The 12,934-nt window shown below is 68.8% G+C and carries 12 protein-coding genes; 7 read left to right on the top strand and 5 right to left on the bottom strand.

Translation table 11 applies throughout. The features are described from left to right. The first annotated feature begins 51 nt into the window (after positions 1–51). Together HCJ94_RS31295 and HCJ94_RS26895 are read left to right on the top strand one after the other, a co-directional pair. Complete coding sequence (locus HCJ94_RS31295; protein WP_309227452.1) at positions 52–327, top strand: lactate utilization protein LutB domain-containing protein; 276 nt, start codon at positions 52–54, stop codon at positions 325–327. Next, complete coding sequence (locus HCJ94_RS26895; protein WP_168003818.1) at positions 324–923, top strand: LutC/YkgG family protein; 600 nt, start codon at positions 324–326, stop codon at positions 921–923. Before HCJ94_RS31295 ends, HCJ94_RS26895 begins: the two co-directional genes overlap by 4 nt. 138 nt (positions 924–1,061) lie before the next feature. On the opposite strand, the gene HCJ94_RS30835 is transcribed toward HCJ94_RS26895, so the two are convergent. Beyond that, the gene (locus HCJ94_RS30835; protein ID WP_255481175.1) at positions 1,062–1,196 is read right to left on the bottom strand and encodes a hypothetical protein; all 135 of its coding nucleotides are present in this window, start codon (positions 1,194–1,196) and stop codon (positions 1,062–1,064) included. A gap of 722 nt (positions 1,197–1,918) precedes the next feature. On the opposite strand from HCJ94_RS30835, the gene HCJ94_RS26890 reads away from it, so the two are divergent. Next, positions 1,919–2,161, top strand: a complete 243-nt coding sequence (locus HCJ94_RS26890; RefSeq protein WP_309227451.1) for a CPCC family cysteine-rich protein — start codon at positions 1,919–1,921, stop codon at positions 2,159–2,161. A gap of 299 nt (positions 2,162–2,460) precedes the next feature. After that, complete coding sequence (locus tag HCJ94_RS26885) at positions 2,461–3,687, top strand: trypsin-like serine peptidase (protein WP_168003816.1); 1,227 nt, start codon at positions 2,461–2,463, stop codon at positions 3,685–3,687. Between the two features lie 616 nt (positions 3,688–4,303). Here HCJ94_RS26885 and HCJ94_RS26880 read toward each other — a convergent pair. After that, entirely contained in the window at positions 4,304–4,945 is a 642-nt protein-coding gene (locus tag HCJ94_RS26880; protein WP_168003815.1) for a TetR/AcrR family transcriptional regulator, read from the bottom strand. A gap of 120 nt (positions 4,946–5,065) precedes the next feature. On the opposite strand from HCJ94_RS26880, the gene HCJ94_RS26875 reads away from it, so the two are divergent. After that, a complete protein-coding gene (locus HCJ94_RS26875) occupies positions 5,066–5,857 on the top strand; it encodes a glucose 1-dehydrogenase (protein ID WP_168003814.1) in 792 nt (263 codons plus the stop codon). 24 nt (positions 5,858–5,881) lie between these two features. Here HCJ94_RS26875 and HCJ94_RS26870 read toward each other — a convergent pair. From HCJ94_RS26870 to HCJ94_RS26860, 3 genes are all read right to left on the bottom strand, one after another. After that, a protein-coding gene (locus tag HCJ94_RS26870) for an IS5 family transposase (RefSeq protein WP_168003837.1) occupies positions 5,882–6,689 on the bottom strand; the annotation gives its coding sequence in 2 pieces (ribosomal slippage) (positions 5,882–6,328 and positions 6,330–6,689; 807 coding nt in all). A gap of 371 nt (positions 6,690–7,060) precedes the next feature. Continuing rightward, the gene (locus HCJ94_RS26865) at positions 7,061–8,362 is read right to left on the bottom strand and encodes an MDR family MFS transporter (protein ID WP_168003813.1); all 1,302 of its coding nucleotides are present in this window, start codon (positions 8,360–8,362) and stop codon (positions 7,061–7,063) included. Continuing rightward, positions 8,359–9,396: a PLP-dependent cysteine synthase family protein gene (locus HCJ94_RS26860; RefSeq protein ID WP_309227450.1), complete on the bottom strand. Its 1,038-nt coding sequence runs from the start codon at positions 9,394–9,396 to the stop codon at positions 8,359–8,361. Before HCJ94_RS26860 ends, HCJ94_RS26865 begins: the two co-directional genes overlap by 4 nt. Positions 9,397–10,662: 1,266 nt before the next feature. On the opposite strand from HCJ94_RS26860, the gene HCJ94_RS26855 reads away from it, so the two are divergent. Further along, positions 10,663–11,736, top strand: coding sequence for a C40 family peptidase (locus tag HCJ94_RS26855; RefSeq protein ID WP_168003811.1), 1,074 nt, complete (start codon positions 10,663–10,665; stop codon positions 11,734–11,736). A 423-nt stretch (positions 11,737–12,159) separates the two neighbouring features. Next, positions 12,160–12,810: a C39 family peptidase gene (locus HCJ94_RS26850; protein ID WP_168003810.1), complete on the top strand. Its 651-nt coding sequence runs from the start codon at positions 12,160–12,162 to the stop codon at positions 12,808–12,810. Positions 12,811–12,934: the final 124 nt, after the last annotated feature.

Below are 12,934 nucleotides of genomic sequence, written 5' to 3'. Positions count from 1 at the left end.
CGCGGTCAGGGCATTCGGTCGTCACAGGGATGAGCTCATGCTTCCGCATCAGTGGAGATCAACATTCCGGAGCTGCTGGTGCACCTGCGCGCCGAGGCGGTCGAGACCCGCCGCGGGCCCACCGCCGAGTCCGTCGCGATGGCCGCCGCCGCGTACACGATGGACCGGCCGAAGCTGTACGCCGCCGCGCAGCGCACCGCCCGGCTCAGCCGGCTCGCCGGCCGGCGCGGCCGGGGCCTGCCGCCGCCGCTAAACAGCTGGACCGGCAGCCGCGACCTGCCGGAACCGCCGGACCAGACGTTCCGTGACTGGTGGGCGGAGCGATGACCTCCCGCGATCTCGTCCTCGGCCGGCTGCGCGCCGCCCTCGGCGGCGTCGGTCGGGGGCCGGTCGAGGTGCCGCGGGACTACCGGTCCGCGGGCACCCTCGACCTCGACCAGCTCGTCGAACGGTTGACCGACTACCGGGCACACGTGTACCGCGTTCCCGAGGCGGCCGTCGCCGACATGATCGCCGGCATCCTGCCGGCGGGGGCCACCGTGGTCGTACCGCCGGGACTGCCACCGGCGTGGCTGCCGCCGGCGGTGACCGCGCTGGTCGACGACGGTCTCGACAACGCCCGGATCGGTGCCGCGGACGGCGTTGTCACCGCCGCCGCGGTTGCCGTCGCGGAGACCGGCACGGTCGTCCTCGACGGCTCGCCCGACCAGGGGCGTCGGGTCCTCAGTCTCCTGCCCGACCGGCACGTCTGCGTGGTGCGGGCCGAGCAGGTGGTGGCCACCGTGCCGGAGGCGCTCGCCCGGCTGACCCCGCACCGCCCGCTGACCTGGATCAGTGGTCCGTCGGCCACCAGCGACATCGAACTCAACCGGGTGGAGGGCGTGCACGGACCCCGCAACCTGCACGTCATCCTGCTGCCCTGACCGATCCGCCGTGGCTCCGGCCGAGCCACCGCCCCGCGCAGCCGTGCGGGGCGCCGTGCTGCGGCTCCGGGAACGGTACGGATGCGGAAGGCCCCCCACCGGTGGGCGGGGGACCGTTCCGTGTGCTGCGGTCGCCGGTCACGCGGAGCGCAGCGCGACCTCGCGGTAGGGGACCAGTCGCACCGGCCCGATCAGGCCGTACGCCTGCCGCGCGGCGACCGCGAAAACCTCGGGCCGGGTCACCCGCAGCCGGTTCGACAGGGTGGTGGCCACCTCCACCTAGATGGCGTTGCGGCCGGCCCGCAGGTACGGGCCGACGTCGACCCGCAGGTCGAGGACGTCGCACGGCGGCAACGCCCGTCCGTTCACGGTCACCGTGTACGTGTCGAAGACTCCGCCCAGGTCGAGGTAGGCGCCGAGCCCGCCGGCCCAGGACGACCCGAGGTCGATCGTCGTGCGGTAACGCCGTCCGCTCGATCCGACCGGTCCACGCGTCGAGGACGTACGGCACCGCTTTCCGGACCCGGCTGGTGAGCCAGACGTCCTGGTCGATGGGGTTGATCCGGCGGTTCTCCGCGTGCCGGGCATTGGCGAGGTAGTACAGGTCGACGTTGTCGGCCGACCGGTGCTCGGTCATCAGGGTCGACGAGGTGTACTCCACGTCCCGCTCGACGCCCAGCTCCGCCAGGGCACCCGGAACGCCGGACGCGACGGCGACGACCTCGACGTTGGGCAGGGTGAACAACGCGTCGAGCAACTCCCGCAGCCGGGCGTCCTCACCCGGCTGGGCGATGCCGACCACATCCGGCCGTTCGTGGAGTGGCTGCCCAGCGTGGTCGACGCGTCCGTCCGGCACCAGGACCAAGATCCTGGACGACTAATGCGGTTGCGGGCCGCTACTCCCAGTAGCGAGGTGCTCATGTGACGAGGGAGTGGCGCGAAATCGTCGGCTCCCCGGGCCGTCGATGGTGCATCGACTGTGGAATCCTGCTCTGGTGGGTGACCACTTTGTTGACGAGACCTGTCCCTGCTGCGCCTCGCGGACCGGTGGTGGCACCTGTCCGGTGTGCTTCTGGACGGACGACGGTCAGGGGGACGCGGACGCCGATGTGGTGCGTGGCGGCCCTAACGGTGACCTGAGCCTGTCGCACGCCCAGCTCAACTTTGCCATATACGGCGCCAGCCACCCGCGCTATCAGGGCATGGTGCGGCCGGCCCGCCCTGATGAGCGGCCCTGACCGGGGGCCGGAGCCGGTCCCCGGAGAAGCGACCGCGAAGACGGCGGGTTGGGGCCGGCTGGGCCCGTACCCGTCTTCCGCCGGGTGACGGCGCCCAACGCGGGCCGCCGGTGAGCCCCAGCGCCTCGCCCTTGCGTAGGCCGGTGACGATACGTCGAGCTCGACGGCTGCCACCGGCTCATGGTCGGCCGGGAGCGACCGCGCGAGACCGAATATATTGATGTACTTACATGTATCGAATAGGCTCGATGTCACGCCTGGAAGCGTGTCTAGGTGCTGATTGCTGGGGAGGTTCAACGATGAAACATGCCCTGCGCCGCCTGCGGATGGCGGCGGTGACGCTCGGCGCCTGCGCACTCGGGCTGAGCCTGGTGTCGGTTCCCGCCGAGGCGTACGCGGCCCCACCCCTCGCGCCACACAGCGAGCGGGCACCCGAATCGGAGCAGTTCTCGGCGGAGGGCGTCACCACGGTCGGTGAACTCCGCACCGTGGACAGCGCGCTGTCCTACGCCCGCAGCAGCCGGACACAGGTCGTCAAGCACCCCGGCGCGGCGTACATCAAGGTTCACTTCAGCTCACTCCGCCTGGCCCACGGCGAGTACGTCACCGTGTCGAGCCCCGACGGCCGGGAGAGCTACCGGTACGACCGCTACCTGAACCGCGCGACGGGCTCGGACTACACCACTGACGGGCAGCCGGGCTTCTGGGCGATGTCGGTGGGGGGCGACACCGCGGTGGTGACGCTGCACAGCAGCCGCCCCTCCGGCGGCAAGGCCGCGACCATCGACCGGTTCTGGCGCGGCTACGACCGTACGGAGATCGGGCAGTACAACCTCTCCACACTCTCGGTCTGCAGCACCGACGCCCGCCGCGACGTCGTCTGCTACCAGAGCAGCCACCCGAGCGAGTACGCCCGCAGCAACGCGGTGGCGCGACTGCTGATCAGCGGAGGAGGGCTGTGCACCACCTGGCGGGTCGGCAACACGAACCGCATGTTGACCAACAAGCACTGCATCTCGACCCAGTCCGCCGTCAGCGGCAGCGAGATGCAGTTCAACTACCAGTGCGCCACCTGCGGCGGCGCCAACCCCGGCCCCGGCACCAAGGTCAGCGGTGCCACCCTCTACCGGGTGAGCAGCGGTGGCTCCAGCGAGCTCGACTACACCCTGTACTCGGTGAACAACTTCTCGACCATCCAGGGGTTCGGCACGCTGTACCTGAGGACCACCGCCACCAGCACCGGCACCCAGATGTACATCCCGGGACACGGCGACGGCAGCCCGAAGCGGCTGTCGATCTACGAGAACACCCAGGGCGGCGCGCGGTGCACCGTACGCAACGCGAACTACAACACCTGGAACATCAGCTACAGCTGTGACACCTCCGGCGGCAACTCCGGCTCGCCGGTGCTGGACAGCAGCCACCGGGTGATCGCCCTGCACCACCTCGGCGGATGCCCGTCCAACCAGGGCGCGAAGTCGCACCTGATCTACAACGAGATCGCCAGCCTGATCGACAACGGCTGACCACGAGGGGTCGTTGGGGCGCTGTCCGCGCCCCTGCGGCCCGTCGGCATCCTCCACCTGCGTGGCCACGACGTGCTTCGGCGCGGCTTCCGGCGTCGTCAGGCTTCCCGCCGGGCCAGGCCGGCCATCTGGACCGCGGTGAACACCGCGGCGGCCAGAGCGACCTCGGACAGCAGCATCGGAGCCGTGGCCCACACCGGAGCACCTTGCGGACCGGGCCTTACCGGCCGACGCCCGAAACCTGTACCCCGAGGCACCACCTCCGGCCCCGCAACCCACCAATCGGGTCTAGGCGGGTGGTGCTCGTCGTACGCAATGCCGCCGGCAAGCCAGCCCAGCTGAGTAACGACAACACCGCGCGGGCACGCCGGTGCGTCTGCTGTACGGGCGCGATGGGAATCCGCCACCATCGACATGCCGAACCTCCCCTGTGAACTAAGACTGTGTCTCATTTGGGGACTGACATCGGTCCGGGGGTGATGTTGAATCTGCCAGGTGTCCGATGCGGAGTGCTGGTGTCCTGATGCTCTATGGAAGCTTGCTACGCGCTGCGCTTCAGGGGTCGGAAACGTCGCCGCAGCCACTCGCCCTGTCGAGCAGCGTGTCCTGGTTTCGTTTAGCGGTCACCGGCGCCTGTTGGGGCGCCGTACCTGGCCTGCATGGTGAGCACGGCCTCCTCCACGGCGCGGGCCGTCGCGGCTTCGCTGGGAGACCAGGTCATGAGCAGCATTCGCGGCCAGAAGACATAGTTCGCGATCATGCCGAGGAACTGGGTGGCCGCCATTTCCGGGTCGTCCAGCTGGGTGGTGCCGGCCCTGCCCTCGGCTTCGAGGTAGCGGCGGACCGCATCGAAGAACGGCTCTTTGCCGAGCTTGAACTGGGTCTCGCCGAGTTCGGGGAAGCGTGGTGCCTCGGCGATGACGATGCGGAACAGGGCCACCATCCCAGGACGGGTGAGCAGCGCGGCGTACCTGGTGCCGATCGTCCTCAGCCCGGCCCGCAGATCACCCGGCTGCGGGGTGAGGTCACGCTCGTCCTCAACCTTCCAGTAGTCGGTCACGATCGCGTCGAACAGCGCCGCCTTGGTCGGAAACTGCTTGAACAGGGTCGCCTTCGAGACGTCGGCGGCCTCGGCGATCTTCGCCAGTGACGTCCCGTCGTACCCCGATCGCAGGAACAGCCCGGTCGCGGCCTCGATGATCGCGCTGCGCTTCTGCTCGGCCAAGCGGCGGTGATAGGTCGAGGGCTCAGTCGTCACGGGCCCATTGTGCCCGATCGACCTCTGCGAGGCGAGCCACTTGACTCGCAACCGCCGGAACTCCTACTGTTTGCGAGGCGAGTCACTCGACTCACCTCTGTCTTCGCGAAGGGACGCGTCATGGGACGCTTCGACAACCAGACCGTGCTCGTCACCGGCGGTACCGGCGGGATGGGTTCCAGCCATGTCCGTGCCTACCACCGCCATGGCGCCAACGTCGTCATCGCAGGCGTCGCCGACGACCTCGGTCGCGACCTGGCGTCGGAGCTCGGCGACCGGGCCCTGTTCGTCCACCTGGACGTCACCGACGAGGACGACTGGGCTGCCGCGGTCGATGCGACCGAAACCCGCTTCGGTCCGATCTCGATCCTGGTCAACAACGCCGGGATCCAGCACCCCGCCGCCCTCATCGAGCACACGGAGCGCCGCACGTGGGAGCGGGTGTTCGCGGTCAACATCACCGGCCAGTTCCTCGGCATCAGGGCCGTCGCGCCGTCGATGCGACACGGTGGCGGCGGGGTGATCGTCAACATCGCCTCCACCATGGCCCACGGCGGCACCCCGTTCTACGCCCCGTACGTGGCCAGCAAGTGGGCGGTGCGCGGGCTTACCAAGAGCGCCGCGCTGGAGCTGGGCCGCGACAACATCCGGGTCAACTCGATCCACCCCGGCGTCGTCTCCACACCGCTGATCAACGAGCCCACGGTGGCTGGCCAACCCGCGATCATCGAGTCCTACTCACCCGACGTCTTTGCCATCCCACGGCTCGCCGAACCCGAAGAGATCACCAAACTCCTGCTCTTCGTCACCTCCGCTGACGCGGCGTTCGCCACCGGCTCGGAGTTCGTACTCGACGGCGGACTGCTGCTCGGTCCCGCGCTCCAACCCGATCTCGCCATCGCCGCCGGCTGAGGAGGAGAACGCATACCCGAGGTCTTATTTGGGTTGTTTGGCGAGTTTGCGGTAGCAAACGAGGGCGCAGGCGATGCTGACGAACGCGGCGAAGTGGGTGGCGTAGCGGTCGTAGCGACGCACCAGACGTCGGTAGCGCATCAGCCATGACATGGTCCGCTCGATGACCCAGCGGTGCCGGCCGAGGCGTTGTGAGGACTCGACCTTCTTGCGGGCGATCCGTAGGGTGATGCCGCGTCGGCGGATCTGCGCACGCAGCGACCTGTGGTCGTAGGCCTTGTCCGCGTGGAGCTTGTCGGGCCGGCGGCGGGGTCGGCCACGCCGGCCCGAGACCGCGGGCATGCCGTCCAGCAGCGGCAGCAGCATTGCCGCGTCCGGGGTGTTCGCTGCGGAGACGGCCGTGACCAGCGGCAGGCCGCCGCGCTCGGACATGGCATGGATCTTGCTGCCGGGTTTGCCGCGGTCGACCGGGGCTCGGCCCGGTCAGATCGCCCCCCTTTTCCGCCCGGACCTGGATTGAGTCGATCACCGCCCGGGACCAGTCCAGTTCCCAGGCCGCCTGCAGCCGCTGCAACATCGCCAGATGCGGCGCCGGCCACAGCCCCGCCTTCGTCCACTCGGTGAAGCGGCGGTGGGCTGTGGCGCGGGTGACGCCGAACATCGCCTCGGGCAGCTTCCACCACAAGCACCCGGCCTGGGTCAGATAGCAGATCGCCGCCAGCACCGCCCGGTCATCCACCCGCCGCCGGTCGCCACCCTGCGGCCGCACCAGCGCCGGCGGGATCAACGGCGCAGCAAGCTCCCATAGAGCATCAGGACACCAGCGCTCCACATCGGACACCGGCAGATTCAACATCACACCCGGACCGATGTCAGCCCCCAAATGAGACACAGTCTCAGCCGAGCGCTGCGGCTTGAGACGGCACCCGTCCGGCGGCGGCGCCCTCCGCCTACGGCTGAGGGATGATGACGACATGCTGCAGGCGTTCGTAGCCAACCGCGCTGGGCGGTACCGCATCACAGTGGTACTTGTCGCACGGAGCGAGAAGCCCGCGGGCTGGCAGCGCTGGTCACCGCAGCAGAGGGGCTCTTTCGACGCTGCTCGACAGCGCCACGGTGAGGCACGCCGTGCCGGCACAGTACGGTGATCGCGATGGTCCGCTGAATGTTGACCGGGGCTGTGAGACGAGTGGGCGCGACCGGTTAGCCACTGCGGGCTGGGGTGGAGGGTCTGGGCGGCGGCTTGGCGGCTTGCTGGGGTCTGTGTAGGGAGCCATTGCGGCTCAGCAAGCTGATGGCGGCCGCGCAACTTGCGCCGGTCAGGGTTAGGGCGATCCACGGTAGGGCCGGAACGTGCAGGTTGTGGCCGGCGTCGAGCGCGGCACCGGTGAGCAGGTTGCCGGCGGCGATGCCGAGGCCGGACAGGGTGTTGTACAGGCCGTAGTAGGTGCCGACCATGCGGTCGCCGGCGAGGGTGACGATCGTGGCCATCTCGAACGGATAGACGATCATGGTGGCGAGGGTGAGTAGCACTGTGCTGGTTAGGACGGGCGCGAGGGCGGCTGCGTAGCCAGTCCAGCCATTTACCGTGGTGGCCGGGGCGGTGCCGGCGGTCAGGGTCAGGGGTAGGAACGCCGTACCCATGACAAGCAGTCCACGGGTGATGGCCTGCTCGGGGGTCCAGCGGGTCTTGATCCAGGCGGTGAGCCGGACCTGCCCGAGGACGGTCAGCACGCCGGACACGGCGAACAGGGCTGCTACGCCAGTTTCGCCGCCGGTGGTGCGCCGCACCTCGATCGGTAGGCCGAGGTAGACCTGGAAGGTCAGCACGTAGGAGCCGATCATGGCCAGGGAGAACAGCAGGAAAGGGCGGTGGGCCAGCACCTGACGCCAGTCGGCCAGCATGCTCTGCGCCGGTTTGTCGCCGGCGCCGTGGCGGGCGGGCAGCGCCCGGGCCTGCAGGATCAGCAGGAGGAGGAAGAGCGTGGCGGCGACGAGGCAGACCCAGCGGAAGGCGAAGCCGAGCAGGGCCAGGCCGATGAGCGGGCCGATGAGGATGCCGGTCTGGTAGAAGACGTTGAACACGGCGAAGGCGTCGACCTTGCGCTCGCCGGCCTCGGCGGCCAGGTAGGCGCGAACGGCCGGGTTGAACAGCGCGCCGGCCAACCCGGTCAGGGCGGAGGCGGCGATGAGAGCGGGCAGGGATTCCACCAGCCCGAGCAGGCCGAAGCCGACTACGCGCAGGCCGAGCCCGGCCAGGATCATGGGTTTGTAACCGATCCGGTCTGCGAGACTGCCGCCGATGAGGAACATGCCCTGCTGGCTGAGGTTGCGCACGCCGAGGATCAGCCCGACCGTCCAGGCGGCCATGGCCAGGTCCCCGGACAGGTAGCCGGCCAGATACGGCATGAGCATGTAGAAGCCGACGTTGATGGTCAGTTGGTTGACAAGCAGGAGTTGGATGGGCCGGTTGAAGGACCGGACCTGGGCCAGGGTGCGGGTCACGGGACGGCCTCCGAGATCGGCTCGACGGTCGGGTCGATGATGTGGGTGCAGCGGGTCCAGCGGGTTACTTCGCGGTGCCGGGGATGGTCGATCTCGTCCGGCTCGGGGGCGGGTGGCCGGTCGAGCAGTTGATGCTGGATGCAGTAGGCGTCGTTGTAGATGGTTTCGGCATAGCGTTGCGGCCCGTCGGGGAAGATCGCCGCGATGCGGGTGTCGTCAGGGAGGGTGCGGGCCAGCCAGGAGGAGACCAGGGCGACCGCCCCGACGCTCCAACCGCCGCTGACGTAGCGGCCGGCGGCCAGCCGGCGACAGGTCCAGACTGCCTCGGCGGGCGCGACCCAGTGCACCTCGTTGAATGCGGGGTAGTCGACGTTGCGGGGGTAGATGCTGCTGCCCAGCCCGCGCATCAGCCGCGAGCGGGCCGGTTGGCCGAAGATGGTCGAGCCAACCGTGTCCACGCCGACCAGCCGCAGGTGCGGGAAGAACTCGCGCAGCACGCGGGAGACGCCCGCGCTGTGCCCGCCGGTGCCGACGCTGCATACCAGCACGTCGATGCGACCTAGTTGGGCGGCTAGTTCTAGGGCCAACTGCTGGTAGGCGTCGACATTGTCCGGGTTGTTGTACTGGTCCGGGCAGAACCCGCCGGGGTGCTCGGCGAGCAGCGCGGCGACACGGTCGCGGCGGGCCTGCTGCCACCCGCCCGTCGGGTGGGGTTGCCCGACGACGTCAATGCGAGCGCCGTAGGCGCTGAGTAGGTGCCGCATCAGCGGTTCCATGCCGGGGTCGGTGACCAGGGTGACCGGATGGCCGTGCACCAAGCCGGCCAACGCCAGGCCCAGGCCCAGCGTTCCGGAGGTCGACTCGATGATCGGCGCGCCCGGCGCCAGCTCGCCGCGCTCCCGGGCGCGATGGACCAGGTGCAGACCGGGTCGATCCTTGATGCCACCCGGGTTGTGTCCTTCAAGCTTGGCCCAGAAGCCGCGCGGTGAGCCCCAGCAGGTGTCCGGGGTCCAGAGCACGGGGGTGTTGCCCACGAGTTGGTCGAGGCCATGGCAGGTCGAGCTGGAAATCAGTTGGCTAGGGGAGGGGAGGTGAGGGGGACGTGCAAAGGTCAAGTTCCTCATGGCAAGGTGCCTTCCTAGGCTGTGGTGCTGCCCGACCTCGCGCATGTGACGGCGAGGCGTGTCGGGTCAGCCGGCTGGACGGTGCTGGCACGCGTCGACGTCGCCGGCCTCCGCTTGGCCACGCCTATCCGGCCGCCGGGTGGTTCAGCCCCTTGGCAGGTAGCGCCCAAGCGCCGACGCATCGACGCGCGAGCAGCTCACGTCCGGCTCACACACCGCAGCAGCAGCAACCCTCGCCCACCAGACCTCGCCACCAGCAGACCGCCGCCCACCGCAACCTGCTGGCCGGCGTCGCTGGCGGGCGGGCTCACGCAACCGGCCGGATCGGCTCCCCGCGAGGTGGACGTCGCCGCGGTGGAGGCCATAACGCAGCCGTCCTGATGGGATGCCTCACTGACCCCGGCGTGGTCGGATGCAACGACCGACCGCAGAGCAACCGTCTGGTGGCGTCCCGCGGTAGTAGTAGGGGTGTCTTCGTCGACCTCGGCGGGGTGTGCGAGGGTCGTCGACTCGGGAAGCGGCGGTGCGTCGTGTCTGTGCGATCCGTGGACCGCGGCGGCGCACAACAGCAGCAGCACCGCCAGCGCGACTCGCACGATCAGTCGAGGCATGGCTAACTTTCCGGGTAGGCGATCCGGCTCGCTTGGACGAGGCGACCCTATCCCTATCGGCCGGTTTATGCCAGTATGTACGAATTATCACACATTGCCGTCGGTGCTTGACCTCTTAACAAGCGATCGTTCGTCCCGCCGCTCGGGCTGTCACCCGCCGCGGGCGGCAGGTCTCAGCTGTCCTGGGGCAGTTGTCCTCCAGGCACCGCGCAGGCCAATGCCGGCCCGAGAGCACCGACAGGCTCCTGGCCGGGAGCAACAGCAGGAGCCCGGCGCTGGCAGGCGGTACCGGGAGACAAGTCGGCGGGTGGTCTGCGGCAGGCTCGGGTTCATCTCGACGGGGTGACGCTTCCTCACCCGGCCGAGTCCGATGATCGAGTAGTACCGCCCCATGCACCTGCGGGTGTGGCGGAAGGTCTGTCACAGGGCTCGGTTTCATCTCCGCGGCGGGTTCCTCATCCGGAGGAGTTGGCCGCAATCACATTCGGTGTTGCCTACGGCGTCGTCGCCGGGCTCGTGCTCGGTGACCGGACCTATTTGCCGGGACCGAGGAAGGAGAAGCGGAATGAGGTACCCGCGCTACCTCCCGACCTACCTCCCGACCTACCTCCGCAGACCGAACCTGCTGTTCACCATCGCGTTTTTCGTCGTACTGCTCGCTGCGAGCGCGATCATCTATGTCGTGGCGCGACCCTCGCCGACGGACCAACCGGTGCTGACCCTCGGCGGGGCGCAGGGGGGCGGAGGCCCGCTTGGTGCTTCGGGCTACACCTACCAGCGGTCCAAGGACCCAGATCGTACGGAGATCATCGACTCCTCTGGGGAGCCCGTCGCGGTCATGACCGACGGCGCGCGGACGGTGCAGATTTACGGCCCGACCCGAACATTCGAGGAACCAAGCCTCACGGCTGCGAAGGTTGAGAGCAATGTGTGGGTTCGGCTCGCGCCGCAGGAGTGGCGTGCTGGCGCGGAACAGGAGCAGTGGTTTGTCGACTGGCTCGCTGCGGCGCGCAAGGACCGCTCGCCGGACGTGTTGGCGACCGCCTTCGAGTACGTTGACGGAGCGCCAGCGAAGAAGGACAACCAAGGACGGCAGTATTCGGGCGACGCCTCGTTCGGGCCGCCGGACCCTGCGGATCCGGACGGCCGGCAGGAGCGCTCCGACTTCTACGACTACATGCAGGTGCCGTGGACCTTCCCGGACGGCAAGAGCGAAATGCCCGAGCCGCAGCGCAAACTGGCCCTGGACTGCTCCGGCTTCCTGCGAATGGTCTACGGTCACCGGCTCGGGTATCCGCTGCGCGGCACGAACACACCAGGTGAGGGCCTTCCGCGCCGAGCGTACGCGATGGCCGAGTTCGGCCCGGGCGTCCAGTTGATGCCCAACACCGGTCAGCGGCCCCGGGGAATCGACCGGCTACTCCCCGGTGACCTGGTGTTCCTCAACGCCCAGCCGGTACCCAACCGCCAGATCGACCACTCGGGCATCTATCTTGGCCTCGATGACGGCGGGCATCACCGGTTCATCTCCAGCCGGTCACAGACAGACGGTCCGACGATGGGCGACCTCTCCGGCGTACCCATCCTGGACGGAACCGGCTACTGGCCGGACCGGTGGCTCACGGCCCGCCGGATCTGATCCGCCACCGACCGTCCGCCGGCGCCTCCCCGCCAGCGGTTGGGGCGTCATGACAAACGATGCCCCAACCGGGTGCCCGCGGCGAAGTGAGCGGACGCGGGCATCAGCGCCCCGATCGCCGGGTGCAGGGTCGCCGGTAGGCGGTCGCTTATCCGCTGAAATCGCTCACTCTCGGCGATTGATGCCGGCTTGCATGATCAACTTCAGACGGCCGCCATTCTCCCACTATCCATGGGGGTTCGTAGTGTTTTCACGGACCTTGGTCGGGTAACCGTTGGCCGAGAGCCCGGTAGTCCGGTCGAGAATCCGGGAGCCGGGAGTGTCCGAGGCATACCAACGGCGTACCGCGGGCGTTGCTCTCTTCCCCGTGGTGCGTGCGCCTCCAGTTCGGATGGAGGTGCCAACCCCGATGGGAGCTTCACGATGAACTCGATTGTCCGCAGAAGTCTGGTGTCCGTCGCCGGCCTGATGGTCGGCGCTGGTGGTGTCGCCGGCCCGGCGATCGCCGTCCAGGCTGCCCCAATCGAGAGCAGGACTGTGGTCGCGGTGCCGCCACCCGAGCCGTCAGGCGAGGGCAAGCGGGTGCTCGAGCATGACTACGAGAGGCAGCCGAACGGCTACTACTGTGCCCCGGCAGCGACCAGCATCGCCGTTTCCACTCAGGGCAAGGACCCGAGCCAGAAGGAGATCGCCCAGAAGCTCGGTACCACCGTGGACGGCACCAAGTCGGTCAACGACACCACGCGGGTGCTGAACGAGGTGACCGGTGGCGGTTACGAGACAACCGAGATCAAGGGCGCCACGGCGCAGCCCGAGCACGTCGACAAGCTGCGGGCCGACGTGGTGGAGGCGGTCAACGCCAAGCGTGGCGTGGTGGCTAACACCATCGGCACGGGTCTCGACACCGATGGTGACCGGCATCCGTTTCCGGATGGGCACTACGTGAGCGTGGTCGGGTACCGCGACGGTGGTGAGGAGATGAAGGTCGCCGACCCGTACGACCCGAAGAAGCACTACTGGATGGAGGACGAGAAGCTCGCCGACTGGATCGCGGAGCGCGGCTACTCAAGCTGACGCCGGATCGCGGACACGGCCGCTGGCCAGGACCCCGGACCCCGGACCCGGCCAGCGGTCATTGTGCGCGCGGGGACCGCCTCTGAAGGCCTACACCTGGCCCTCTCCTCGGCGCGCACTTCTA

The organism is Micromonospora thermarum, assembly GCF_012034245.1.
Lineage (GTDB): Bacteria > Actinomycetota > Actinomycetes > Mycobacteriales > Micromonosporaceae > Micromonospora > Micromonospora thermarum.
Note: the sequence above shows the minus strand (reverse complement) of the source record. Positions and strands in the feature narration are given on the sequence as shown.